At 48.6% G+C, this 25,195-nt stretch carries 23 protein-coding genes; 16 read left to right on the top strand and 7 right to left on the bottom strand.

Features of this window, described 5'->3' with window-relative positions; translation table 11 throughout:
* Window positions 1–2 precede the first annotated feature (2 nt).
* Complete coding sequence (gene fliZ / locus OH773_RS08055) at window positions 3–554, bottom strand: flagella biosynthesis regulatory protein FliZ (protein ID WP_270144656.1); 552 nt, start codon at window positions 552–554, stop codon at window positions 3–5.
* Window positions 555–591: 37 nt separating this feature from the next.
* The gene (locus tag OH773_RS08050; protein WP_183269735.1) at window positions 592–1,311 is read right to left on the bottom strand and encodes an RNA polymerase sigma factor FliA; all 720 of its coding nucleotides are present in this window, start codon (window positions 1,309–1,311) and stop codon (window positions 592–594) included.
* 422 nt (window positions 1,312–1,733) lie between these two features.
* On the opposite strand from OH773_RS08050, the gene OH773_RS08045 reads away from it, so the two are divergent.
* From OH773_RS08045 to OH773_RS08035, 3 genes are read left to right on the top strand one after another with little or no spacing between them, the layout of a single operon-like run.
* Window positions 1,734–3,020, top strand: coding sequence for an ATP-grasp domain-containing protein (locus OH773_RS08045; RefSeq protein WP_270144652.1), 1,287 nt, complete (start codon window positions 1,734–1,736; stop codon window positions 3,018–3,020).
* A gap of 11 nt (window positions 3,021–3,031) precedes the next feature.
* Entirely contained in the window at window positions 3,032–3,742 is a 711-nt protein-coding gene (locus OH773_RS08040) for a TylF/MycF/NovP-related O-methyltransferase (protein ID WP_270144650.1), read from the top strand.
* Between the two features lie 20 nt (window positions 3,743–3,762).
* Window positions 3,763–4,320, top strand: coding sequence for a class I SAM-dependent methyltransferase (locus OH773_RS08035; protein ID WP_270144648.1), 558 nt, complete (start codon window positions 3,763–3,765; stop codon window positions 4,318–4,320).
* Window positions 4,321–4,446: 126 nt separating this feature from the next.
* Here the strand turns inward: OH773_RS08035 and OH773_RS08030 are convergent, their stop codons facing one another.
* From OH773_RS08030 to OH773_RS08020, 3 genes are all read right to left on the bottom strand, one after another.
* Window positions 4,447–5,610: a DegT/DnrJ/EryC1/StrS family aminotransferase gene (locus OH773_RS08030; RefSeq protein WP_270144645.1), complete on the bottom strand. Its 1,164-nt coding sequence runs from the start codon at window positions 5,608–5,610 to the stop codon at window positions 4,447–4,449.
* A gap of 114 nt (window positions 5,611–5,724) precedes the next feature.
* Window positions 5,725–9,177 carry an O-linked N-acetylglucosamine transferase family protein gene (locus OH773_RS08025; RefSeq protein ID WP_270144643.1) on the bottom strand — a complete coding sequence of 1,151 codons (3,453 nt, stop codon included), beginning with the start codon at window positions 9,175–9,177 and terminating at the stop codon, window positions 5,725–5,727.
* A gap of 172 nt (window positions 9,178–9,349) precedes the next feature.
* A complete protein-coding gene (locus OH773_RS08020) occupies window positions 9,350–10,627 on the bottom strand; it encodes a FliC/FljB family flagellin (protein ID WP_270144641.1) in 1,278 nt (425 codons plus the stop codon).
* A gap of 243 nt (window positions 10,628–10,870) precedes the next feature.
* Between OH773_RS08020 and fliD the strand changes: the two genes are divergently transcribed.
* The 4 genes from fliD to amyA all read left to right on the top strand — a co-directional run bounded on the left by fliD (window position 10,871) and on the right by amyA (window position 14,647).
* Entirely contained in the window at window positions 10,871–12,271 is a 1,401-nt protein-coding gene (fliD, locus tag OH773_RS08015; protein ID WP_270144637.1) for a flagellar filament capping protein FliD, read from the top strand.
* 15 nt (window positions 12,272–12,286) lie between these two features.
* Window positions 12,287–12,694, top strand: coding sequence for a flagellar export chaperone FliS (fliS, locus tag OH773_RS08010; protein WP_270144635.1), 408 nt, complete (start codon window positions 12,287–12,289; stop codon window positions 12,692–12,694).
* On the top strand, window positions 12,694–13,056 hold the full coding sequence (gene fliT / locus OH773_RS08005; RefSeq protein ID WP_270144633.1) for a flagella biosynthesis regulatory protein FliT: 363 nt from the start codon (window positions 12,694–12,696) through the stop codon (window positions 13,054–13,056). The genes fliS and fliT overlap by 1 nt, the downstream gene beginning before the upstream one ends.
* Window positions 13,057–13,159: 103 nt before the next feature.
* A complete protein-coding gene (gene amyA / locus OH773_RS08000) occupies window positions 13,160–14,647 on the top strand; it encodes an alpha-amylase (protein ID WP_270144631.1) in 1,488 nt (495 codons plus the stop codon).
* A gap of 566 nt (window positions 14,648–15,213) precedes the next feature.
* Here the strand turns inward: amyA and yedD are convergent.
* Window positions 15,214–15,627: a lipoprotein YedD gene (gene yedD, locus OH773_RS07995; protein ID WP_270144629.1), complete on the bottom strand. Its 414-nt coding sequence runs from the start codon at window positions 15,625–15,627 to the stop codon at window positions 15,214–15,216.
* A gap of 236 nt (window positions 15,628–15,863) precedes the next feature.
* Between yedD and yedE the strand changes: the two genes are divergently transcribed.
* From yedE to OH773_RS07980, 3 genes are all read left to right on the top strand, one after another.
* Complete coding sequence (gene yedE, locus OH773_RS07990; protein WP_270144627.1) at window positions 15,864–17,078, top strand: selenium metabolism membrane protein YedE/FdhT; 1,215 nt, start codon at window positions 15,864–15,866, stop codon at window positions 17,076–17,078.
* Window positions 17,075–17,311: a sulfurtransferase-like selenium metabolism protein YedF gene (yedF, locus tag OH773_RS07985; RefSeq protein ID WP_034456769.1), complete on the top strand. Its 237-nt coding sequence runs from the start codon at window positions 17,075–17,077 to the stop codon at window positions 17,309–17,311. The genes yedE and yedF overlap by 4 nt, the downstream gene beginning before the upstream one ends.
* A gap of 182 nt (window positions 17,312–17,493) precedes the next feature.
* Complete coding sequence (locus OH773_RS07980) at window positions 17,494–18,006, top strand: serine acetyltransferase (protein ID WP_270144623.1); 513 nt, start codon at window positions 17,494–17,496, stop codon at window positions 18,004–18,006.
* 152 nt (window positions 18,007–18,158) lie between these two features.
* Here the strand turns inward: OH773_RS07980 and fliE are convergent, their stop codons facing one another.
* Window positions 18,159–18,470: a flagellar hook-basal body complex protein FliE gene (gene fliE, locus OH773_RS07975; RefSeq protein WP_183269745.1), complete on the bottom strand. Its 312-nt coding sequence runs from the start codon at window positions 18,468–18,470 to the stop codon at window positions 18,159–18,161.
* 218 nt (window positions 18,471–18,688) lie between these two features.
* Here fliE and fliF point away from each other — a divergent pair, with 218 nt between their 5' ends.
* The 6 genes from fliF to OH773_RS07945 are packed head-to-tail and all read left to right on the top strand — an operon-like array spanning window position 18,689 to window position 25,082.
* A complete protein-coding gene (gene fliF, locus OH773_RS07970; protein WP_183269746.1) occupies window positions 18,689–20,371 on the top strand; it encodes a flagellar basal-body MS-ring/collar protein FliF in 1,683 nt (560 codons plus the stop codon).
* Window positions 20,368–21,360: a flagellar motor switch protein FliG gene (fliG, locus tag OH773_RS07965; protein WP_183269747.1), complete on the top strand. Its 993-nt coding sequence runs from the start codon at window positions 20,368–20,370 to the stop codon at window positions 21,358–21,360. Before fliF ends, fliG begins: the two co-directional genes overlap by 4 nt.
* Window positions 21,353–22,057, top strand: a complete 705-nt coding sequence (gene fliH, locus OH773_RS07960) for a flagellar assembly protein FliH (protein ID WP_270144619.1) — start codon at window positions 21,353–21,355, stop codon at window positions 22,055–22,057. The genes fliG and fliH overlap by 8 nt, the downstream gene beginning before the upstream one ends.
* Window positions 22,057–23,415, top strand: a complete 1,359-nt coding sequence (gene fliI / locus OH773_RS07955) for a flagellar protein export ATPase FliI (protein ID WP_270144617.1) — start codon at window positions 22,057–22,059, stop codon at window positions 23,413–23,415. Before fliH ends, fliI begins: the two co-directional genes overlap by 1 nt.
* Before the next feature lie 12 nt (window positions 23,416–23,427).
* Window positions 23,428–23,871: a flagellar export protein FliJ gene (fliJ, locus tag OH773_RS07950; RefSeq protein ID WP_270144615.1), complete on the top strand. Its 444-nt coding sequence runs from the start codon at window positions 23,428–23,430 to the stop codon at window positions 23,869–23,871.
* Window positions 23,868–25,082 (top strand): flagellar hook-length control protein FliK, encoded by a 1,215-nt coding sequence (locus tag OH773_RS07945; protein ID WP_270144613.1) that lies wholly within the window; start codon window positions 23,868–23,870, stop codon window positions 25,080–25,082. The genes fliJ and OH773_RS07945 overlap by 4 nt, the downstream gene beginning before the upstream one ends.
* Window positions 25,083–25,195 lie beyond the last annotated feature (113 nt).

The following is a 25,195-nucleotide window of genomic DNA, read 5'->3' as shown; positions in this document are numbered from 1 at the left end:
TTTTAATATATATCAGAAGTTGATTTATTTTCCTGGAAATGGGCATCCATATTTTGATTCAGGGTTTGAAATTGCCCGTACTTGCGCAGAGCAATACGGTAATTATTGGTACTGGTTGGCGGCAACCACGCGTCAAATGAATCGTCGAGGTACGCGACAGGGGAAGAAGGAAGAGGAATATTCTGTGAAGACAAATGGTTACCGAGTCGACGCAAGCGCACCACATACTCACGGATGGTGCCATGGCTCATCTCAGTTTGTTCGAACAGGTACTCTTTAAAGCCGATGATATCGAAATAGTGCTGCTGCTCTTTGGAATACAAATCGCCGCAGAAACGGCACAACGCCGCCCAGGACTGGCGCTCGGTCTGCCAACTGTTTTCATCAATGAGCGAATCAAGCTGTGCAATGGCGGTTTTGCTGACAATCTCACCACAACGCGTCAGCGTGATCCTGTCGAGTACTTTTGCGCAATGGGCACAATGAGTTTGCGTGTGTTTAAAGTCTTTTAAATAGCGGCTCAATGGACGCTTTTTGGATTGCTGTACCGTCATGATGTTATCCCGGTCGTCTTATAATATGCGGCACTCCCTACAACTTACCGAGCTTTGTGCGTAAGCGTTTAATCGCCTGGCTGTGCAACTGACTGACGCGCGACTCCCCCACTTCCAGTACCGCGCCAATCTCTTTGAGATTCAGCTCTTCCTGGTAATAGAGAGTCAGCACCATCTTTTCACGATCCGGTAGCGCATCTATCGCATCCATCACGCGTTGGCGAAGATTCCCCTCCAACAATTGTTGTAATGGGTTCGCCTGCTGATGCTCTTCAGTAATCAGTTCGATACTGTCACCATGCTCTTCACGCCACTCATCATAAGAGAAGAGTTGGCTATTGTTCGTGTCGAGCAACATCTGGCGGTATTCGTTGAGCGGGATATCCAACCGGTCTGCCACTTCTGTTTCGGTAGCATTACGGCCCAGCTCTTGCTCCAGTTGACCAATTGCCTGCGCAACACCACGGGCGTTACGCCTGACGCTGCGCGGCACCCAGTCACGGCTGCGCAACTCATCAAGCATCGCCCCACGGATGCGCTGCACCGCGTAGGTAGTAAATGCCGTTCCTTGCAGGGCATCATAACGGTCCACTGCGTTCAACAACCCGATGCCGCCCGCCTGTAGCAGGTCGTCAAGCTCCACACTCGCGGGCAGGCGTACCTGCAGGCGCAATGCTTCGTGACGCACCAATGGTACATAACGCTGCCACAGCGAGTGTTTATCCATTACACCTTCAGCGGTATACAGTGAATTCACGATAAACAGCCCTGCGTTAGTTGAGTTATCGGCATGATTATCCGTTTCTGGAGGGTTTTTAATCGCAAGAATAGTGGGTGAAATGAGGGGTTATTTGGGGGTTATAATTATTAAATTATGGGCGACAGTTATGCTTTAATCTTTTTTAATGTATTACCCAACGAGATTATTATGCGGAAACTCTGCGTAGCAAAGTCTATGTCGAACAGATTTCACATGAGCCACAAGTGACAAGCAGTAAGAGATTTTGTACGCGAAAAACCACCCGAAAAATAACGGATTATCATAATATTCTCGACAAAATATCTAAACAAATGTCAGTAAAAACAGAAATAAATCGACATTATTCCTCAATATCATCATCACTTTGCGTTCTTCAAACACACAGAATTTATTCAAATCGAGCTTTACAAGAGTCTAGTATGAGAAAAAACATTTTGGTCTTTCCTTGTGGTTCGGAAGTTGGATTGGAAATCCACAAATCTTTAAATTTCTCCACGCACTTTATGCTGTTTGGCGGCTCATCGGTATCGGATCACGGAGCATTCGTTTACAAAAATTACATTGATACCATACCATTTGTTGACGACCCGGGGTTTATCGAAAAGCTGAACAGAATTATTGAAGAGAAAAAGATAGATTTCATTATTCCTGCCCATGATAGCGTGGTGCTCAGACTTTCCCAAGAAAGTGCAGCTGGCAGACTACAATGTAAAGTCGTTACATCAAGTCTAAGTGCTTGTGAAATTACACGTTCTAAACGGAAAACGTACGATTTTTTCAAAGATTCGATACCGACACCACATGTATATAAGGTCGGCCAACTGCCAGATCATTATGCGTTACCTGTTTTTCTGAAACCGGATATTGGCCAAGGGTCAAAGGGGACTCATCTCGCTAACAGTCTTGCGGATATTGATTTCTATCTCCATAAAGACCCGACTCTTATGGTGATTGAATATCTGCCGGGGAAAGAGTTCACCATCGATTGCTTCACTGACAGAAATGGTACACTGCTTTTCTCTGAAGCCCGTGAGCGAGTCAGAATTTCAAATGGCATCAGTGTTAGCTCCGTAGTAGTACACGACATCAGGTTTGCTCAGCTGGCAAAAACAATAAACCGTATGATCAGCCTACGGGGAGCATGGTTCTTTCAGGTAAAAGAAAATGCCGAAAACGAATTGGTTCTCATGGAAATCGCAACGAGAATTGCCGGAACCATGGGGCTGGCACGTTGTAAAGGTGTGAATCTGGTGCTTCTTAGTCTCTTTGATGCGATGGACTACGATATCGATATCTTTGAAAATAACCAAACGGTAATAATTGACCGGGCACTGGAGAATAAGTACAAACACAATATTAATTACCGTCATGTATATTTAGATTTCGATGATCTTGTGATTTTCGAGAATAAAGTCAATCCGGTCATTATGGCGTTTGTTTATCAATGTATTAATAAAAACATACAGATTCACTTACTCACAAAGCACCAGGGAAATTTAGACGCCTCACTGAAGAAATATCGTCTTGAAAGCGTATTCGACAATATTATCTGCTTAAACAAGGACGATGCTAAGCACAACTATATCAAGCAGAACGATGCTATTTTTATAGATGACTCATTCGCTGAACGCAAGGCGGTCCATGATAACTGTCAGATCCCCGTCTTTGACTCACATATGATTGAGTCTTTAATGGAAAAATTTTAGGTAACATACTAATGACAAAAGAAATTTACAGGTTAAGAGCCGAACTAAAAGATCAAGGTTTCGCAGTGATTCAATATGATCAACACCCGCTGCATAGCTATCCGTACGATGCCCCCTGGCTTACAGACGAAGTTTTTAACAAAATTTATGACAGCATCCGTGAACACACTCTCGTTGATAGAATACGTTGTTATTCCCATTATTTATTGATGGAACAAATAGCAAAACTCCCCGGAGACATTCTGGAAATCGGCACATGGCGAGGCGGAACAGCGGGGATTTTCACACAACTTGCACCAAACAAAACAGTATATCTGGCTGATACATTTGCAGGCGTCGTTAAATCCTCGGAGTGGGAGCATTATAAAGACAAGGCTCACTCGGACACGAGTAAAGAGCTTGTTGTTAAGTTCCTTGAACAAGATTTGGGTGTGTCAAACTATAAAATTCTTCAAGGAGTATTTCCTGAGAATACTGGGCATATAGTTAAGGGCAAGAGATTTTCTTTTGTCCATATAGATGTTGATGTATACAGATCCGCTAAAGAAACATTTGATTTTATATGGGAGAACGTGGTTCCCGGCGGTATAATAGCATTTGATGATTACGGATTTGTCACAGCATGCTCTGGTGTTTATAAATTTGTCAATGAAATAAAAAACGATGCAGATAAAATTTTCATCTGTAACCTGAATGGTCATGCTTATATTATCAAACGTTAATAAAGAGAAGATTGAGTCATATGCAAAATATTGAGCGTGAAATAGCAGAAATTGACAAAATACATTTCAAGATGGTCCGCGAAAACATTTTTAACTTCATCAAAAGAGCCGGAAAAGAGACAAATAAAGAAGGTCTGATTTTATTGGATATTGCTCCACAAGATCATGAAGGTGCAGCCCCACACTTTCCTGGAGCCACGATAAAAACTCTGGATATAAATCCAAAATCAGGTGCCAGTTACATTGCTGATATCTGTGGTGATAATTCTAAAATTATCCCTGCTAATGAATTTGACGTCGTGATATGTACTGAAGTTTTGGAACACACGCTCAACCCATTTGCAGCAGTCCAGGAAATTAAAAGAATCCTTAAACCTGGCGGCGTAGCCTTTGTCACAACACCGTTTAACTTCAGAATTCATGGCCCCCGCCCTGATTGCTGGCGGTTTACAGAAGATGGATTGAGAGCCTTATTTGCTCAATTTGATATCCAGGAGTTGAATGCTCTGGAAGATGCGGACAGATTCTTAATGCCCATTCATTACAGCTTGATTGCCAGAAAAAAATATCATGAGTAAAAAACAATGAGTGGGTAAGTTCGGTAAGTTGAAAAGCGGCAGGTGATGATTCAATAGGCCTGCCGCTTTTATCGAAGAGATATGACAAAACCAAGGCGTAATGACAAACTTCTTCTCTGAATCCCTTTATGCACTTAGCAGATGATGTTCGCAGGGTAACTCAGCCAGCTCATTTTCGCGTAACGCGACCGCCATAATCGTGATAATCCGTTCTTGATCTGCCCGGCTTAATCCTGGGTAAATAGGCAAACACAGCACCGCCTGCGAGACAGCATCAGCCGCTTGTAAACTGTCATCTTTAGCTGATGGCAAATGCCGATACATCGAAAATGAACTGATAAGCGGGAAGAAATAACGACGCGTATAAATGTTCTGCTTACGCAGCGCTTGATAAACTTCATCTCTGGTTGCAGCAAGCCCAAGGCGAATCATGACCGGGAAATAGGCATAATTCCATTCCACGTTTTCGGGTGGTTGCAAGAATTCTACTTCGGGTAATTCCGTTTTAATCAGCTCTGCATAATAACGATAGATCTCAGCGCGATCGTTCAGAGCTTTATCAATATATTGTAATTGCAGCATCCCGAATGAAGCCTGTACCTCATTCATTTTGGCATTGATACCAGGCGCCATTACAACGGTTTCATCGGCAAAGCCAAAGTTCTTTAAATAATCAATCCGCTGTTTAGTTTTCGCGTCCGGGCAAATAATCGCCCCGCCTTCAAAGGTGTTAAAGACTTTGGTGGCATGGAAACTTAATACAGAAAGATCGCCGCAATTGAGAATACTTTGGTCATTCTGTTTTACGCCAAAAGCATGAGCGGCATCATAAATGACCTTTAAGCCCCAGGTGTCCGCTATGCGCTGTATTTTATCTGTATCGCAAGGAATCCCATAACAATGCACCGGCAAAATAGCCGAGGTTTGCGGCGTAATGAGTGCTTCGATTTTGTCCGGATCTAAATTGAAGGTCTGCGGATCGATATCGGCAAAAACAGGCGTCAGCCCGTTCCATAACAAACTATGGGACGTTGCGACAAAAGAGTACGGTGTGGTAATCACCTCACCCGTAATGCGTAACGTCTGAAATGCAGTTAGCAGCGCCAGAGTACCATTGGCAAATAAACAAAGGTGCTCAACACCGAGATAATCTGCCAGCGCCTGCTCAAGTTGTTGATGAAAAGGGCCAGCATTAGTGAGCTGTTTGTTTTCCCAAATCTGCTCCAGATAAGGAATAAACTCTTCAAGAGGAGGAAGTAATGGACTGGTTACATAAATATTCTCTTTCACGCTAATCCCCTTGAATGTTTCCCTGATACATCTTCAGCTATCAGTATGACGGCACTGTTTTTCATTAATGGGGCAAACACGGCCCCTTTTCTACGCCAATTAGAACAACCATGCTCAAACTTCGGGTATCACAAAGCCTTCAGATGAACCGGTTTCACAATAGATTTCCCAGGCCTTACGCAGCATTTGTTCTAAATACCAGGCCGGTGAAACCGCAGATTCGCCCTTAGACACAATTCGTTCACGCATATTCCGCCGTAAATCACTAAGCACTTGCACGTCATGGCTTAATGCCAACGCTTTCGAGATATATTCTTCGATTGATTCCGCGACAAACTCATCCAAACCATACTGGCACATGTTAGCCACACCCTGCCGCGAGACCATCGTTTCACTGGCAAAAGTTAAGGTTGGTACACCCATCCACAAAGCATGGTTGGTTGTGGTGCCTCCGGTATACGGGAAACAGTCGAGTAATAAATCCACCTCGTTATGCATTTCCAGATATTCGGCTATATGCGTTCTTTCGCGAAAAATAAGCTGTTCAGGTCGCACGCCCCAAACCATCATTTTCGTTTTAATTTCATTAATTAAATTCTGACCAGGCATAAAGCCGATTAGAAATTTTGCATCAGGTTGTGCGGTGAGGATTTTTGCCCACGTTTCCAGCACCACATCATTTATTTTGCCAGGGCGGTTGAAACTACCGTAGGTGATATATCCGTTGCTTAAAGCAGGCAGATCTTTCACTTCAGGCGCATTATTCACCGGTTCAAATTGTTTGCTAAATGGCATATAGGCCAGTTTTTCTGTGAACTGCTTCTCTAATAAACCTTGGGGGGCGAGTTTGTTATGCACAATCACATAATCCATTTCGCTCAATCCAGTCGTGCCCGGATAGCCAATAAATGACATTGAAACCGGCGCGGGTTTCAGCGCAAACGCAGGTAAACGGTTGTGGTCGGTATGCCCGGACAGGTCAATTAAAATATCAATTTCTGCCGCATGGATTTGTTTTGCCAGTTCCACATGACTGATGCTTTTAGCATCAAACCAGGCCGTCGTTTTAACCTTCAGTTGTTGCGTCATCAAATCATTTAACGGGGAAGTATTCCAGGCATAGAGGGCAAATTTAGTCTGATCGAGTGCTTCCCACATCGGACGTAAAAAATGGGTCACCGGATGGTTGCCAAAATCCCCCGAGACAAATCCCACGCGTAACTGTCGGGCAGGATCCCGGCTATTGTTGTGTGGGAAATTAACATTCTTCTGCTTCGCCCAACGGCTGGCCAGTCGGCCAAACTTCTCATGCTCACTAAACAGATACTCCGGCGTAATGTCCGGATAATGAGACAGGCCAAACAAATAGTTTGTGAAGTAAGTGAACTCCCCTGGGGCACTTTCACAAGCTTTGCGCATCCAGCTTACCGCCTCAACCACCTTCGATTGCGCAGTCAGCAGCGTCGCAATACTGGAAAGAGCATTACTGTTCAATGGTTCAATATCCAGCGCCTTTCTGGCGCAAATCTCTGCCATCTCAAAGTTTCTGTCTTCCTGATACAACTCGCAAAGTTGGATCCATAACAGAGTTTGCCGCTGATTAAATCGCAGGCAATAATGGGTCAATTTTTCCGCGTACCAGTAATATTTCATTTTGCCAAGCAACAGGGCGTAATCGTAGTAGAGCGCCCAGTGATTCGACTCAAGAGAAAATGCTATGGCAAATGCGCGCAATGCGTCGTCGTAAAGAGAGAGTTTAAAATAGACTTGCGCCAGGCGATGCCATAGATGTGGATTATCTCCCTGCTCCTGAGAAAGAGTGACAAGATAATCGCAGGCATTTTGAAATTGCCCCAGATTGAGTAACTGAGTAACGCGTTTTTCAATTCTGCTATCAAGCGACAAAAATGCTGAGTAACTCGGATGTTTCTGGCGAGCAACGGTTTTTAATAACGACGTATTTGTTATTTGAAAACGCGCTTCCATTCCATAATGGGTGAACAACATCAGGCTGTTCACATAGGCCAGGATATTATTCGGGTCCTGTTGGCCTATCACCGCCTGAAGATATTTTTGCCATGCGCGAGGTGAGCCCGTCACCATTCCTTTTCGACGCAATGCATCCATTATCGGCAACGTTTCACTATTTATACTCAACTGGCCTGCGGCCAAATGCTGATATTCGTGATTTTCCAACGCAATGGCTTGATACCAGAAGTTAAACCCGAGTGGCGCAACTATTTGCGGATGATTCATGCCAATAAGACCAGGTAACTGTTTTAACGTATTATTTTCACAAAGGCTATATGGGCAAGCCCCAAGGCAGTAAAGCAGGCTTTCGGCCCCTTTACAAAAAAGAGAGTAAAGGACGTTCAGTACCTGGTCAGAATGCCTGGCATCTACGCTTTCGGGTTTACTGGTGTGGAAAACCAATTGTTCAAAACTCAGACTCAGCGGCCAGGCATCACCCAACAGATCAAGCACTTGCAGGGTCAGATCGTCCTGAGTGCGAATCAGGTCGCCTTGCGGGGTAAAATGAGCTTTTTCTACGCCATTCAGATCGCTAAAAAGGCGCTGAAAATTTCCCGCCCAATTGAGTTCTTTTAATTTTTGTTTATCCGGTAGAGGAAGAATATGTGAAGCCAAACTCTCATCCACCAGTAAACTAAAGCGCCCGGTGCGGTTTGTCGAGAAATCAAGATACTGCTGCTGTACCACTTTATTTGCGACAGGGCATATCGCTTTATGCAATTGCTCAACGTCAGGGCCGTAAAAATCGGCTATTTCTGTCCACGGCTTCGCATCCCCCAAATAGGCAAGGCCATTTCGCTGTGCCATTGCGTTGAAGTCTACCAGGTAGTTCGCTTCATTCAGGCCAGAAAGGTATTTCAGAACCAGGTCGCTGTCGTTGTTTTTACTTATTTCAGCGATCAAGGGTGCAAAACTTGAACGTAGTGGATTTTGCTTGCTCATTCCCAGTTCAAGATAAGTTGCCATGGCGCGGGCACTGGCAGTTTGTTGTTCCTCGGTGGTCGCCTGGCTGCTGTGCAATAACATCGCATCGCGCAATGTTTCGCAGGCTTTAGCCCCTGGATACGTTGGCCATTTAATGGCAATAATTCCCTTCGCGCTGAGATGTTGCCGGCAATATGCCAGCACAGATTCTCGCGTCTGATTATCCAACAGCGCAAAAACACCCTGCACAATAATATAATCCTGCTCGCCTGGGTCGCTTGCTAATATTTCAGTAAGTTGCAAACAATACAATTCCAGGTTACTTATTCCCGCCGTTGAAATACAACTCTTGCCCAGGCTGATGGCATCCGCGTCAATATCGATGCCAATAACTGAAGCATCAGACCAGGCGCAGGAAAACGGAATCAAATTCATCCCACTTTCACACCCTAATACCAGGACACGCGCATTTTTCAGATCGGGCGCACTGACTCCGTACAAATGGGCAACGGCACGCAGATGCTGAGGCGCGGCATAGCTATCAAGTTGAAGTGAACCATGTTGAGTCGTTATTGGCATTGCGACAGTTTCAGTATCAGCGGAATGAGCCACGGGAATATCCTGTTTAGAGAAAACGGCAAATCTGCCTTACGTTAACAATATTTTTTTCAAGCAATTAACAGAAAACAGCCTATCCGGGGGGGTAATTCAGGCTATTCCCCTGCACTCTTCAGGCAAAAAAAAACCAACCCCGAAGGATTGGTTTTGACTGACAGAGAACAGATTAACGCAGCAGAGACAGCACGCCTTGTGGAACCTGGTTTGCCTGAGCAAGAACAGAAGTACCTGCCTGTTGCAGAATTTGCGCACGAGACATGTTGGAAACTTCAGTTGCGTAATCAGCATCCTGAATACGGGACTGTGCAGAAGACAGGTTACCACTGGTGTTACCCAGGTTGGTGATTGCAGAATCCAGACGGTTCTGCACCGCACCCAGGGAGCTACGGAATTTATCCACTTTCGCGATAGCGGCGTCGATGGTAGCTAATGGGTCAACAGAAACCGCGCCTTTAAAGACGTTAGGGTTGGCCGCCAAAGCGATATCGCCCACAGCGCTTGCGCCCGTTGCAGCAACTGCGCCGGAGTTGGCAATTGCACTTGCGGCTGCATTGTAGTTTTTACCCTGAACGGTGACATAACCCTGCACAGCGCCAGTTGAGTCAGTACCCACTTTAACCAACTGAGCAGACATTGAACCACCGGTCACACCATTTTTGGTGTCGGTGTAAGTCACATCGCTAGTGTTCAGGGTCACTTTGCCGGTTGCATCATCAACGGATACGGCATAGTTGTCGCTACCAGAGCTAACAACATAAGTACCGGTGCTTGCACCAGAAGAATTTTGAACGTTTTTCAGTTGCAGAGTGCTGGCATCAACGCCCAGTTTGGTTGCAACAGTGCTCAGGTTAACGTCTTTCAGGTTACCCGCAGAGCCTACCTGAGTGATTGGGCCGCTGGTTTTCAGGGCGTTGCCAGAAACAGAGAAACCGTTCAGACCCAGAGTAGAAGAGTCGATTTTTTGCAGGTCGATGCTGATGGTTTCACCATCGTTAGCGCCAACCTGAATTTTCATAGAAGTGTCGTTAGCCAGTACTTTCACGCCGTTGAACTGAGTTTGACCGGATACACGGTCGATTTCAGACAGACGGGAAGTGATTTCGTCCTGGATGGAGCTCAGGTCGGTGCCAGAGTTAGAACCGGTAGAAGCCTGTACAGACAGCTCACGAATACGTTGTAAGTTGTTGTTTATTTCGCTCAGTGAGCCTTCAGTGGTCTGTGCAACGGAGATACCGTCGTTGGCGTTACGAGAAGCCTGGTTCAGACCTTTGATGTTAGAGGTGAAGCGGTTAGCAATTGCCTGACCCGCTGCATCGTCTTTTGCGCTGTTGATACGCAGACCGGAAGACAGGCGCTCAATAGCAGTGCCCAGAGAAGACTGAGATTTGTTCAGGTTGTTTTGGGTCAACAGCGACAGGCTGTTAGTGTTGATAACTTGTGCCATGATTTTATCCTTATCAATTCACATTTTGTGGTTGGGCTGTTGCCCGCGGTTTCTCACCGTCTACCCATGTATCGGCACACTATTTTCTAACTTTAGAAATATTTCACATTTTAACTAGCCGCTGAAATAACCCGCTACGCCTTCATTATTCCCGCCATTAATTGCTCACAAATATCATTAAACTTTGCCGCTATGGTGCCGATACCAACGTGAATAATTGTTAGTAATGAAAAGGGAGTAAGAATGGCTAGCGTTTCTTCATTAGGGATCGGCTCGAACCTGCCACTGGATACATTGTTAACCAACCTCACCACCGCAGAAAAAGGCCGGCTGACACCGATTAGCGCCCAGCAATCGAGCTATAGTGCAAAACTTACCGCTTACGGCACGCTTAAAAGCGCGATTGAAAAATTCCAGACAGCGAACACGGCTCTTAATGACGCCACTCTGTTTAAAAGCAGCACTGCCGCCAGCAGCACTACAGATTTAGGCGTCACCACCAGCGCGGGGGCTGCTGCAGGCAAATACACCATCAACGTGTCGCAATTAGCACAAGCTCAGTCTCTGGCAACCGCTGGAAAGACTAGTGCGACCGATAAGCAAAGCAATGTTTCATCCACTGACCGCGTGCTGGTTATCAATCAGCCAGGTCGTGAAAAGCCACTGGAAATTAAACTCAGCGACGATCAAACCTCACTGAACGGCATTCGCGATGCGATTAATACTGCCGATAGCGGCGTATCCGCCAGCGTCATTAAGAATAAAAGCGGTGAGTTCCAGTTAGTCATCTCTTCTGCAGAAACCGGTTCTGATAAAGAGATGACGATTAGCGTCACGGGTGATAGCGACCTGAATGCGCAGATTGGTTACGATTCTGCGAGCGCCACTGGGGGGTTGAAGGAAACCATTCCTGCCAAAAACGCCCTGCTAACAATCAATAATATCGAAGTGGAAAGCGGCAGTAATACCGTAAAAGATACCCCTGAAGGTGTCACTTTAACGCTGAGTAAAGAAGTCACTAACGCGACTGTTACTGTCACAAAAAGCAATGACAAAGCGACCTCGGCGATAAAATCATGGGTTGATGCTTATAACTCCATGCTCGATACCTTCAGCTCTTTGACCCAATACAAAGAGGTTGATGCCGGTGCTGACCAGAATGACAGCAATGGCGTGCTGCTGGGCGACAGTAACATTCGTACCATTCAGTCAGGTATTCGCTCACAATTTACCACCAACACCACCGGTTCAACTTTCAGTACGTTGTCGCAAATCGGCATTACCCAGGACTCTAAAACGGGCAAGCTGACTATCGACAATGACAAGCTGGGCAACGCATTAACCAAAAATTCTGTGGCAACTCAGCAATTGTTGGTCGGCGACGGCAAAACTACCGGGGTGACCACCACTACAGCCAAACTGGTGAAAGGCTATCTGGCAACCGATGGCATTATTGACAGCGCCACCGACAGCATCAACACCACGCTAAAAAGCCTGACCAAACAGTATCTGGCGGTTAGCTCCAGCATTGATGACACTATCGCCCGATACAAAGCTCAGTTTACGCAACTCGATACCATGATGAGCAAGCTGAACAACACCAGTAATTATCTGACCCAACAATTCACATCCAGCAGTTCCTGATAACAAGAGGTAATTATGTACAGCTCGCGGGGTACACAAGCATATGCTCAGGTTGGTGTGGAAAGCGCCGTCATGAGCGCAAGTCCTCATCAACTGATTGTCTTGCTTTTTGATGGAGCACTAAGTGCTTTGGTCAGATCTCGCTTGTTTATGCAGCAAGGGGAGTTGGCCGCGAAAGGTGAGGCACTGGGCAAAGCCATCAACATTATCGATAACGGCCTGAAGGCCGGTTTAGATAATGAGAAAGGTGGCGAAATTGCAGAGAATTTATCGTCTCTGTATGACTATATGATTCGCCGTCTGATGCTGGCCAATTTGCGTAATGATGTTGAAATAATAGAAGAAGTTGAAGGGCTATTGACCAACATTGCCGATGCATGGAAACAGATTTCGCCTCACCACGCTGCACGGGAGCCTGCCTAATGTCGCCGTATGTAGAACTGATCAGCCGCTGGCAGAACGTTGTACAGCTAAGCCTGTCGTTGCTGGAGTTGGCGGAGCGCGGGGAGTGGGATTTGTTGCTGGAACAAGAAGTGGCGTATCTGCAAAGTATTGAAATACTCAACGCGAACCCTATTCCACCAGGGACCGCGAAAAGTGTGCAGGATATGTTGCAGCAAAATCTTGAACAAATTCTGGCTAACGAGCAGGCGCTAAAAAATCTTTTACAGCAGCGCCTGGACGAACTCAGTGCTCTTATCGGCCAGTCATCACGCCAGCAAACGCTTAACCACACGTATGGACGTTTGTCTGGTCAATTACTTGTGCCCGATGCACCACAATAATTTTGCCTCGTGCGGTGTTTCAATCTGTCAGTAATTCCCTCGCAAATTCAAAAATCTTCCATACTCCAGAGGTCAGCTAAATGACTCCTGGAGCGTGGACTCGATGAAAAACCCAACCTTGTTGCAATTTTTCCATTGGTACTACCCCGGTGGGGGCAAGTTATGGGCAGAAGTTGCTGAACGTGCAGCAACGCTCAATGATATTGGCGTCAATATGGTGTGGTTGCCGCCTGCGTATAAAGGCAGCTCCGGTGGCTACTCGGTAGGTTATGACAGCTATGATCTTTTTGACCTTGGAGAATTCGACCAAAAAGGATCGGTGGCGACCAAATACGGCGATAAAACCCAGTTACTGGCCGCAATCAAAGCCCTACAAGAAAATGAGATCGCCGTGCTGCTCGATGTGGTGGTTAACCACAAAATGGGAGCTGACGAAAAAGAGCGCATTCGCGTGAATCGCGTCAACGAAGAAAATCGTAATGAGATAGACGACGAAGTGCTCGAATGTGAAGCCTGGACACGCTACACCTTCCCCGTCCGCGCGGGTAAATATTCGCAGTTTATCTGGGATTACAAATGCTTTAGCGGCGTTGACCACATCGAAAATCCGACAGAAGACGGCATTTTTAAAATCATCAACGACTACACTGGCGACGGCTGGAACGACCAGGTCGATGATGAACTCGGTAATTTCGACTATTTAATGGGCGAAAATATCGACTTTCGCAATCATGCGGTGACCGAAGAGCTGAAATACTGGGCGCGCTGGGTGATGGACGAAACCGGTTGTAGTGGTTTCCGGCTCGACGCAGTCAAACACATTCCGGCGTGGTTCTACAAAGAGTGGATCGAGCACGTTCAGGAAGTGGCTGAACAACCGCTGTTTATCGTCGCTGAATATTGGTCGCACGAAGTGGATACACTTCAGGAATATATTGCCCAGGTTGATGGCAAAACCATGCTGTTCGACGCACCGTTGCAAATGAAATTCCACCAAGCCTCAAAGCAAGGTCGTGAATACGATATGAGTCAGATTTTTACCGGCACGCTGGTCGAAGCTGACCCGTTCCATGCCGTGACGCTCGTTGCCAATCACGACACGCAACCGTTGCAATCTCTTGAAGCCCCTGTTGAACCGTGGTTCAAACCTCTGGCGTATGCGCTGATTTTGCTGCGTGAAAACGGTGTGCCAAGCGTGTTTTACCCGGATTTATTCGGTGCCAGTTACGACGATGAAGGCGGTGATGGCGAGATTTATCACATCGACATGCCCGTCATTGAACAGTTGGATGACTTGATTCATGCCCGCGAGCGCTTTGCCCACGGCGTGCAAACCCTGTATTTCGATCATCCAAATTGCATCGCATTTAGCCGCAGCGGTACGGATGAGAATCCCGGCTGTGTGGTGGTGCTATCCAACGGTGATGACGGCGAAAAAACCATTACCCTTGGCGACAATTACGGCGGTAAGAACTGGCGGGATTATCTTGGAAATCGTGATGAAATCGTCACGACGGATGCCAATGGTAATGCAACCTTTGCCTGTAATGGTGGGAGTGTCAGTGTGTGGGTGATTGAGGACGTGTTATAGGTTTAGCCCTAAACCCTAGGCTGTCTCTTCTACAAACCTCTGACAGCCTGTCAGGGTGAGATCTGTAAGCTTCGCAGGTTTTCCGTTCACCCGTACGTTGGGTTATCTCTGTATCCGTTGTGAACGGTGAACGTGCCTGGAGGGTTACGCCACCCTGACTTATAGGGAACGCTGGGGCAATTTATACCGGGGACAAGATCAAAACCGGTTCGGTATTTGACCTCAGGTTTTGACGTTGACGTTGGTCCCGGCTTAAATCGCGCCGTTTTTTACCCTTCAGTCGTGGTTGAGCCGCCGGGAGCGGCGAAAGAGAGCGATCGTCGGGAACGAATCGCGAACGACCGCGAATGTTGGGTAAAAAACGGTGTTTACCGCGCAGCGGCGATTTATTTGCCGGGAGTCCGGGTTCTTAGGGTGGCGACGGTGGCCACCCTAAGTCGTTCACCGGTTCGGTGGTTGTATATGAAGGAATACTTTTAGTGAACGGAACTTTCACTATTTCCAACATAAACAACTAAACCTAATCTCAACGTTGCGACTAAGGGACAGAGAGGAAAGCCCCCCTATTACGGTAACTTAGTTTCCAAAGGGTTCTTCTTCAAGAAATCAGCACATTCTTGCGTAGGTTTTTCTACACGTTTCAGCGTCATCCCCGCATATTCCAGCGTATCCCCGATGCGCTCAACGCTATAAACATCGCGCTTGTTGGTGACGTTATACCAGTCGTCTGAGCGCAAAGTCAGTTTACCTGGCAGAGCAATCACACGCTGCCACTGGCGGCAATCCAGCGTATCCCCTGCAGGTGTGACCACCAGCGTCGCTATGGCTTCAGGACTCACCATTTCACTTTGTGGCCCTTGCGATTGCCAGTACCCAGCGAGTCCCGCAGGTGCCGGAGTTTTCACCACTTCGCGATAATCTTCAACCTGCACACAGCCGCTCAATGCCAGCAACACTGTCAATAATGCAATCTTCTTCATCATTTATCCTGACTGCGGAGAAAAAATAATTTTCGCATTAAAGCACTTAGCTCGCCAGTGTTTCTCTGCGCAGGGGGAGATAGCGGCGCATTTGCGCAGCACATGAGAGATTCACAAGATGAATTGTTTGATGGTAATCATCAAAACCAGGGGATGTGTGCGAAACGCTAAAGCAAAGATGTTTAAATACAGCCCTCTAAAAATGCTGTAAACCTTCTGAGTTCAGAGGCGAGAAAATGTACTGGCAACAATTCAAATTAAATTACCTTGTTAAATTCTGGGCCCCCATGCCTGCGGTTATCGCAGCCGGCATCCTTTCAACTTACTATTTCGGCCTGACAGGAACGTTCTGGGCGGTCACCGGCGAATTTACTCGCTGGGGTGGGCAACTCCTACAATTAATGGGCATTCACACAGAAGAATGGGGATATTTCAAACTCATTCATCTGGATGGCAATCCCCTAACCCGCATTGACGGCATGATGATCATCGGCATGTTCGGTGGGTGTTTTGCGGCCGCCTTGTGGGCGAATAACGTCAAACTGCGTTTGCCGCAACATCGCATACGTATTATCCAGGCGGTTCTGGGCGGAATCATTGCAGGCTTTGGCGCACGTCTGGCTATGGGCTGTAATCTGGCCGCGTTCTTTACGGGGATCCCTCAGTTTTCTTTGCATGCCTGGTTCTTCGCATTAGCGACTGCCATGGGGTCGTGGTTCGGTGCAAAATTTACCCTTCTTCCAATGTTCCGCATTCCCATAAAACTGCAAAAAGTTTCTGCCGCCTCACCACTCACCCAGAAACCCGAGCAGGCAAAACGCCGCTTCCGCATCGGTATGCTGATTTTCGTGGGCATGGTGGGCTGGGGAGCGTTGACTGCGATGAATCAACCGAAACTCGGCATCGCCATGCTGTTTGGCATCGGGTTTGGCTTGTTGATTGAGCGTGCACAAATCTGTTTCACCTCGGCGTTCCGGGATATGTGGATAACCGGGCGCACCCATATGGCGAAAGCGATCATTCTGGGTATGGCGGTCAGTGCTATTGGTATCTTCAGCTATGTGCAGTTGGGCGTTGCCCCAAAAATTATGTGGGCTGGCCCTAACGCGGTCATCGGCGGTCTGCTGTTTGGCTTTGGGATTGTGCTGGCAGGTGGCTGTGAAACCGGCTGGATGTATCGCGCCGTCGAAGGGCAGGTTCATTACTGGTGGGTTGGGTTAGGCAACGTTATCGGGTCCACTCTTCTGGCGTACTACTGGGACGATATTTCCCCTGCACTTGCCACCCACTGGGACAAAGTCAATTTGCTCAACACCTTTGGTCCATTGGGCGGATTGCTGGTCACCTATTTGCTGTTGTTGGCCGCATTTTTGCTCATTGTCGGATGGGAAAAGCACTTCTTCCGCCGTAAAAATTTGCACATCAGCCAGCCTGTTAAGGAAAACGTATGAGCCACAATTATATACCGGACTTCCGATTAGATATGGTCGGAGAACCCTGCCCTTATCCAGCTGTAGCCACGCTGGAAGCCATGCCTCAATTGGCGAAGGGCCAAATTCTCGAAGTGGTGAGTGACTGTCCTCAGTCAATAAACAACATTCCACTGGATGCTCAAAATCACGGCTACACCGTGCTGGATATTCAGCAAGACGGCCCCACCATTCGCTATTTAATTCAGCGCTAAACCATCAGCGCGAGTGATCAAACACTCGCGCTCAAGTATTTGTTCGCTTATCGCCCTACCTCATCCTGCAGTCCAAACAAATGTGCCCGGCATATCAACCTGAGAAAAGTTTCCTCAACTCAATGGCGAGTTACAAATTATGAATTAAGATTATTCTCATAAATCCAAAAGGGAACGCCGCCATGCGTGATTTCTTGTCCACATTAAAATATGACTTAAAAATCAATACCGCCAAATCCAAGCTCATTATTTTAATTTTCAGAATGGCAACCATTCACGCCAAAACAAAGACGCTTTATCCGATCTCTCTGACGTTTGTGATACTCAACCGGCTTATTAATGAAGGGCTATTTGGTGTTGAGCTTAACTATCATTTAAAAATTGGAAAAGGCTTTAAGATTTGGCATGGCAACTCGATGATTATCAACAGAAATTGTGTGATTGGTGAGAATTTTACCGTCCGGCAGTTTTGTACCCTGGGCAGCAATAAGAATGGCGTCGATATCAAATTTAAAGTGGGAAATAACGTCAATATGGGCGCCCATTCATGCATCATTGGCGACGATATAGAGATAGGTGACAACGTGACAATTGGTGTTGGAACGCTGGTTTTAAAAAGCGTCCCGTCAAATAGCACCGTAATTTCAAGTAATAAAATGGTTATTCTTGAAAAACATGAAACCGTAACTATTTAAATTAGACATCAAACACTTTCCCAAGTAATACCCTAAATAGTTGGAATTGTATCAAGGCGGCAAGTGAGTAAGTCCCGATGAGCTTACTCAAGTAAGTGATTCGGGCGAACTCACGTAGCCAACACAGAGACAATTTCAAATATGACGGGTATTTACACCTGCATGTTCATCACATCCTGATAAGCCGCCACCATCTTATTCCGTACCTGGATACCCATCTGTAACGAAACCGACGATTTTTGCAGATCGACCATCACATCATTAAGCGCAACCCCAGGTGTACCGAGGGCAAATTTTTCAGCCTGCGTACGGGCAGAGGATTGTGTTTCGCTGATACGGCCAAGTGCAGCCTGTAATTCACCCGCAAAACTCACTTTTGGTTCGTAATTCTGAACCGGATTCCCCGCTGACAGCGCGGTTGCATGCAACTGCTGAAGTACGCCTTCAATACCCTGAATTGCCATTTCCTCTGCCCTGGTGATTTTTAACGCGGCAAGATTAGCACCTTGTCAATAGGATAAAGGCGCTAAATAGCATCAATAAATAGAGCTAATTCAGCCATCGAAAATTTTGAGAAAGAAAATAATGACGGTGCCATCTTTGTGGAACTTTTGTTGTGGGAGCTCGTTTTGTTCACTCTGTCTATTAAATATGTTGTCTACGTTCAGCTGCGAGGTGCTCAATGACCGCAGCGAGCCAGGCACAAACGCCTCAAAACAAAACCCAGGAGTGGCTGTCCCGTATTCGCGCAAATCCTAAAATCCCGCTGATGGTCGCTGGTGCTGCGGCTATCGCGATTATTTTCGCCCTGGTGCTGTGGGCTAAAACGCCTGATTACAAAGTGCTTTATAGCAATCTGGCAGAGCAGGACGGCGGTGCCATCGTGACTCAGCTCACCCAAATGAATGTGCCGTATCGTTTCTCAGATAATGGCAGCGCCATTTTGGTCCCGGCAGAAAAAGTCTACGACCTGCGTTTGCGCATGGCGCAGCAAGGGTTGCCGAAAGGCGGCGCAGTCGGTTTTGAATTACTGGATCAAGAAAAGTTTGGTATCAGCCAGTTTAGTGAGCAGGTGAACTACCAGCGAGCACTGGAAGGTGAACTCGCCCGAACCATCGAAACGCTTGGCCCGGTAAAAACAGCACGTGTGCATCTGGCGATGCCAAAACCTTCGTTGTTTGTCCGCGAACAAAAATCCCCTTCTGCTTCTGTCACACTCAGCCTTGAACCGGGGCGTGCGTTAGATGAAGGACAAGTCAGTGCCGTCGTGCATATGGTGTCGAGTGCAGTTGCCGGACTGCCACCCGGTAATGTGACGTTGGTCGATCAGGGCGGCCACCTGCTGACTCAGTCCAATACCGCAGGCCGCGACCTGAACGATGCGCAGCTTAAATATGCGATGGATGTCGAAAACCGCTACCAGCGCCGCATCGAAGCCATTCTTGGCCCTATTGTAGGCAGTAATAATGTTCACGCGCAGGTCACCGCGCAAATCGACTTCTCTAATAAAGAACAAACTCAAGAGCAATATCGCCCGAACAGCGATCCCTCGCAGGCCGCCGTGCGTTCTCGCCAGCTCAACCAAAGCGAGCAAGTGAATGGCCGTAACCCAGGCGGTGTGCCGGGTGCGCTTTCAAACCAACCCGCGCCACCAAATAACGCGCCAATTTCAACGCCTCCGCAAGCCACTCCTGCTAATGGCCAGCCACAACAATCACAGGCAACGTCAACATCAGCCCAGACTGGCTCGAGTAACACCCAGCGCGACGAGACCACTAACTACGAGGTTGACCGCACCATTCTTCATACCAAGTTGAACGTCGGTGATGTTCAGCGTCTGTCGGTCGCGGTGGTCGTTAACTATCGCCAACTGACCGATGGCAAGCCATTGCCATTGACCGCCGAGCAGATGAAGCAAATTGAGAATCTGACGCGTGAAGCGATGGGTTACTCCGATAAACGCGGCGATACGCTCAATGTTGTTAACTCACCGTTTAGCGCCACCGAAGAATCCAGTGCAGAGCTGCCATTCTGGAAACAGCAAGCTTTCTTCGAAATGTTGATGTCTGCGGGACGTTGGTTGCTGGTGTTGATTGTGGCCTGGCTGCTGTGGCGCAAAGTGGTTCGTCCACAACTGCAACGCAAAGAAGTGGCACAACAAGCTCAGGTTGAAGCGCAACGCCTGCGAGTGGAAGAGGAAGAAGCGGTTTCAGTACGCCTGACAAAAGACGAGCAACAGCAACAACGCAAAGTGAACCAACGTCTCAGTGCTGAAGTGATGAGTCAACGTATTCGCGAGATGTCTGATAACGATCCGCGCGTGGTCGCGCTGGTGATACGCCAATGGATGAGTAACGAACTATGAGTATGAGCGGAACAGAGAAGAGCGCCATTCTGTTGATGACCATTGGTGAAGATCGTGCGGCTGAGGTGTTCAAACACCTCAGCCCACGGGAAGTGCAGCATCTCAGCGCCGCGATGGCCAGTGTTCGTCAGATATCAAATAAACAACTGACCGACGTGTTGGCCGAGTTCGAACAAGAAGCCGAGCAGTACGCGGCGCTGTCGGTCAACGCCAACGACTATCTGCGTTCCGTATTGGTGAAAGCGCTGGGCGAAGAACGCGCCTCCAGCCTGCTGGAAGATATTCTGGAAACCCGCGAAACCACCTCGGGCATGGAAACACTCAACTTCATGGAACCGCAGAGTGCTGCGGACCTTATTCGAGACGAGCATCCGCAAATTATCGCCACCATCCTGGTACACCTTAAACGTGGCCAGGCGGCAGATATTCTGGCGTTGTTCGACGAACGTTTACGCCATGACGTGATGTTGCGTATTGCAACGTTCGGCGGTGTCCAGCCAGCCGCACTGGCCGAGCTGACCGAAGTGCTCAACAACCTGCTCGATGGCCAAAACCTCAAGCGCAGCAAAATGGGCGGCGTGAGGACGGCAGCAGAAATTATCAACCTGATGAAAACGCAGCAGGAAGAAGCAGTTATCTCCGCCGTGCGCGACTTCGATGGCGAGTTGGCACAAAAAATTATCGACGAGATGTTCCTGTTCGAAAACCTGGTGGAAGTCGACGACCGAAGCATCCAGCGCCTGTTGCAAGAAGTGGAATCCGAATCGCTGCTTATCGCGCTCAAAGGGGCCGAGCAGCCGCTGCGCGAGAAATTCCTGCGCAACATGTCGCAACGTGCCGCCGATATTCTGCGCGACGACCTCTCCAACCGCGGCCCGGTGCGCTTGTCGCAGGTGGAAAACGAACAGAAAGCGATTCTGCTGATTGTTCGTCGCCTGGCGGAAACTGGCGAGATGGTGATTGGCACCAGCGAGGATACTTATGTCTAACGGGCTTTCGTGGAAAATCTGGACGCCAGACGATCTGGCGCCTCCCTCGCAGTCATTTGAACCGTTGTTCTCGTCCGATGCTGACGCAGCCGAGGACGAGATTCCGCCGCAGGAGAGTGAGCCAGATTTGCAACAGCAACTGGCCCAAATGCAGATGCAGGCGCACGAACAAGGCCACCAGTTGGGTTACGCCGCTGGACACACCGCTGGCGCGGAGGAAGGTCGCAAAGCCGGATTTCAGCAGGGTCTTGAACAGGGTCTGGCGGAAGCTAAACAACAGCAAGCCCCGGTTCACGCGCGGATGCAGCAGTTGGTCAGCGAATTTCAGTACACGCTCGATGCTCTTGATAGCGTCATCGCTTCGCGTCTGATGCAAATGGCTCTGGAAGCGGCACGCCAGGTTATCGGCGAGTCAAAAGGCATTGATAACAGCGCGTTGATTAAACAAATTCAGACGCTTCTCCAGCTGGAACCGCTGTTCAGTGGCAAACCGCAACTGCGCGTGCATCCTGATGATTTACAACGCGTTGAAGAGATGCTTGGCGCAACGCTCAGTCTGCATGGCTGGCGCTTACGCGGTGACCCGAGTCTGCACCAGGGCGGCTGTAAAGTTTCCGCTGACGAAGGTGACCTGGACGCAAGCGTAGCAACACGCTGGCAGGAACTCTGCCGCCTTGCCGCACCAGGAGTGTTGTGATGACTGCCCGTTTAACGCGCTGGCTGAACACGCTCGACAGTTTCGAAGCGCGGATGACACAGCTCCCCACCGTTCGCCGTTATGGTCGTCTGACGCGCGCCACCGGTCTGGTGCTGGAAGCCACCGGCCTGCAATTACCCTTGGGTGCGACGTGCATTATCGAACAGCACTCCAGAGACATCGAGTGTGAAGTCGTTGGTTTTAACGGCAAAAAACTTTTCCTGATGCCGCTTGAAGAGGTCGAAGGTATTTTGCCTGGCGCGCGCGTTTATGCCCGTGCCACCAGCGATGGTGGCCTGCACAGCGGGAAGCAATTACCCCTCGGCCCGGCACTGTTAGGACGTGTGCTTGACGGCAGTGGTCGCCCGCTCGACAGCCTTCCCGCCCCCGAAACCACCACCATGGGTGCGCTGGGTGCTGCTCCATTCAACCCATTGCAACGTACCCCCATCGAACACGTACTCGATGTCGGCGTGCGCCCGATTAACGCGCTGTTGACGGTCGGACGTGGGCAACGTATGGGGCTGTTCGCCGGTTCCGGCGTCGGCAAGAGCGTGCTGTTAGGCATGATGGCGCGTTATACCCAGGCTGATGTGATAGTCGTGGGTTTAATCGGTGAACGTGGACGTGAAGTCAAAGACTTTATCGAGAATATCCTTGGCCCTGAAGGCCGCGCCCGCTCGGTAGTGATTGCCGCCCCTGCGGATGTCTCACCGTTATTGCGTATGCAGGGTGCTGCCTATGCGACGCGGATCGCCGAGGATTTCCGTGACCGTGGTCAGCATGTATTGCTGATTATGGACTCCCTCACCCGCTACGCGATGGCGCAGCGTGAAATCGCACTCGCCATCGGCGAACCTCCGGCAACCAAAGGTTACCCACCGTCGGTCTTTGCCAAACTCCCGGCACTGGTTGAGCGTGCAGGTAACGGCATTCATGGCGGCGGGTCAATCACCGCATTTTATACCGTGTTGACCGAAGGTGATGACCAACAAGACCCGATTGCCGACTCCGCGCGCGCCATTCTTGATGGCCATATCGTGCTTTCACGCCGTCTTGCGGAAGCGGGCCACTACCCGGCTATCGACATTGAAGCATCCATTAGCCGCGCCATGACGTCATTAATTACCGATAAGCACTACGCGCAAGTTCGTCATTTCAAGCAACTGTTATCCAGCTTCCAGCGTAACCGCGATTTAGTCAGTGTCGGGGCCTATGCCAAAGGCAGCGATCCGCAGCTCGACAAAGCGATTGTGTTGTGGCCCCAACTGGAAGCCTTTTTACAACAAGGGATTTTTGAACGCAGCGGCTGGGAAGAAGCTTGTCAGTCGCTGGAGATTATTTTCCCGACGGTTTGATAAGGGGATTTCATGAACCAAAGCACCGCACTGGATACCCTGCGCGATCTCGCAGAGAAAGAGGTCGATGACGCTGCAGTACGCTTAGGGGAAATGCGCCGTGGCTGTCTGCAGGCCGAAGAACAACTCAACATGCTGATTAACTATCAGTTTGAATACAGCACCAGCCTGAATGACAGCATGAGTCAAGGCATTGCCAGTAACCGTTGGCAGAACTATCAGCAGTTTATTCAGACTCTTGAGAAAGCCATTGACCAACATCGTCAACAATTAATGCAGTGGAACAGTAAGGTCAGCCAGGCACTCAATTTCTGGCAAGAGAAGCAAAAAAGATTACAAGCCTGGCAAACGTTACAAGACCGCAAAGCGGCACAGGTGTTATTGGCTGAAAACAAACTCGATCAAAAAATGATGGATGAATATGCCCAGCGGGCAACACTGAGGAAAGCAGAATGATGACACAGCCCCTGATGATAACGTCTACAGATGGTGTAAGCAGCTCGACTTCAGGTAGCAAAACCGCTGCGGATAAAGGTTTCAGTGAAGATTTTCTGAGCCTGCTCGGTAAAGCATTACCCGGCCAGGTGACGTTGGCAGATGGCAAAACGGTGTCGCTTGAAGCCGCACTGAATAAAGCTGCCGGTAAAGGCACCAGCACAGGTGATGAAAAAGCGTCCCTCGCCTCGCTGTTAGACAATCTTGACACACCGGAAGCGCTATCTGCCCTGCTCTCCGATATGAAGAAAGCGAGCAGCGACGATAAAGCCTCACAAATTGAAGCGCAAAACGATCAAACCCATCCGCAGAGTCTTGCGGATATGCAGGCATTGAGCGCGCTTTTTGCCATGTTGCCACAGCAAACGCCAACCGCCAGCACTCTGAATCTCCAGCCAAAAACAGATGGCGATAGCGCAAATACGCTAAATGCTTTGCTTACGGGCAGCGGTATCAAAAACACCCTTTCTCCTGATGCACGTGACACGTCCAGCGTGTTGGACAAAACCGCAGGGCTGGATAAGTCGCTTGCGGCGAAAAACGTATCGTCCACCAGCAACGAACCCCTTGCGGAGACTAAAACTTTCGCCTCTTTAAACAATGCGGACAATGGCAGCCGTGATGGTGCGGCAAACAATACGACTCCCGCATCAACGGTGACAACGCCTGTCTTCAGTACGGCGACCGTAGCGACACCGGCCTCGACACAAATTGCTGTGCCTGTCGCCCCCCAGATTAGCGCACAGTTGGGAAGCCAGGAGTGGCAGCAGGCGGTGAGCCAGCACATCACCATGTTCACACGCCAGGGCCAGCAAACTGCTGAATTACGTCTGCATCCTGAAGATCTCGGCCAAATTCAAATCAGCATGAAACTCGATGATAACCAGGCGCAATTGCAGATGGTTTCAGCCCATAGCCATGTGCGTGCAGCGCTTGAAGCCACATTGCCTAACCTGCGGATTGCACTTGCTGAAAGCGGTATTGAGCTGGGGCAAAGCAGTATCAGCAGCGAGAGTTTTGCCCAGCAGCAACAACAATCTGGCCAACAGCAACAACAAACGCAGCGTTCATCAGGCAGCTTCCCGTCGTTGGGAGAGTCTGAATCACTGGCCGTTCCCGCCAGTATTCAACGTTTAGCCTCGGGCAATAACGCGGTGGATATCTTTGCCTGAGCCGTTTTCCCTAAGCTAAACGAGAAAGGTAACAACAAAAATCACCTGTTTTCGGGCCTTTGAACGCCTGCAGACACGTGATAATCAACCAATATGCAGTACCGATACAGGAA

The organism is Buttiauxella sp. WJP83 (assembly GCF_027594725.1).
Taxonomy (GTDB): domain Bacteria; phylum Pseudomonadota; class Gammaproteobacteria; order Enterobacterales; family Enterobacteriaceae; genus Buttiauxella; species Buttiauxella selenatireducens.
Note: the sequence above shows the minus strand (reverse complement) of the source record. Positions and strands in the feature narration are given on the sequence as shown.

Bases quoted from the DNA above. Each gene is read 5' to 3' on its own strand.
- fliZ (WP_270144656.1), bottom strand. From the start codon at position 554: ATGACGGTACAGCAATCCAAAAAGCGTCCATTGAGCCGCTATTTAAAA.
- OH773_RS08045 (WP_270144652.1), top strand. From the start codon at position 1,734: ATGAGAAAAAACATTTTGGTCTTTCCTTGTGGTTCGGAAGTTGGATTG.
- OH773_RS08040 (WP_270144650.1), top strand. From the start codon at position 3,032: ATGACAAAAGAAATTTACAGGTTAAGAGCCGAACTAAAAGATCAAGGT.
- OH773_RS08035 (WP_270144648.1), top strand. From the start codon at position 3,763: ATGCAAAATATTGAGCGTGAAATAGCAGAAATTGACAAAATACATTTC.
- OH773_RS08020 (WP_270144641.1), bottom strand. From the start codon at position 10,627: ATGGCACAAGTTATCAACACTAACAGCCTGTCGCTGTTGACCCAAAAC.
- fliD (WP_270144637.1), top strand. From the start codon at position 10,871: ATGGCTAGCGTTTCTTCATTAGGGATCGGCTCGAACCTGCCACTGGAT.
- fliS (WP_270144635.1), top strand. From the start codon at position 12,287: ATGTACAGCTCGCGGGGTACACAAGCATATGCTCAGGTTGGTGTGGAA.
- fliT (WP_270144633.1), top strand. From the start codon at position 12,694: ATGTCGCCGTATGTAGAACTGATCAGCCGCTGGCAGAACGTTGTACAG.
- amyA (WP_270144631.1), top strand. From the start codon at position 13,160: ATGAAAAACCCAACCTTGTTGCAATTTTTCCATTGGTACTACCCCGGT.
- yedD (WP_270144629.1), bottom strand. From the start codon at position 15,627: ATGAAGAAGATTGCATTATTGACAGTGTTGCTGGCATTGAGCGGCTGT.
- yedE (WP_270144627.1), top strand. From the start codon at position 15,864: ATGTACTGGCAACAATTCAAATTAAATTACCTTGTTAAATTCTGGGCC.
- yedF (WP_034456769.1), top strand. From the start codon at position 17,075: ATGAGCCACAATTATATACCGGACTTCCGATTAGATATGGTCGGAGAA.
- OH773_RS07980 (WP_270144623.1), top strand. From the start codon at position 17,494: ATGCGTGATTTCTTGTCCACATTAAAATATGACTTAAAAATCAATACC.
- fliE (WP_183269745.1), bottom strand. From the start codon at position 18,470: ATGGCAATTCAGGGTATTGAAGGCGTACTTCAGCAGTTGCATGCAACC.
- fliF (WP_183269746.1), top strand. From the start codon at position 18,689: ATGACCGCAGCGAGCCAGGCACAAACGCCTCAAAACAAAACCCAGGAG.
- fliG (WP_183269747.1), top strand. From the start codon at position 20,368: ATGAGTATGAGCGGAACAGAGAAGAGCGCCATTCTGTTGATGACCATT.
- fliH (WP_270144619.1), top strand. From the start codon at position 21,353: ATGTCTAACGGGCTTTCGTGGAAAATCTGGACGCCAGACGATCTGGCG.
- fliI (WP_270144617.1), top strand. From the start codon at position 22,057: ATGACTGCCCGTTTAACGCGCTGGCTGAACACGCTCGACAGTTTCGAA.
- fliJ (WP_270144615.1), top strand. From the start codon at position 23,428: ATGAACCAAAGCACCGCACTGGATACCCTGCGCGATCTCGCAGAGAAA.
- OH773_RS07945 (WP_270144613.1), top strand. From the start codon at position 23,868: ATGATGACACAGCCCCTGATGATAACGTCTACAGATGGTGTAAGCAGC.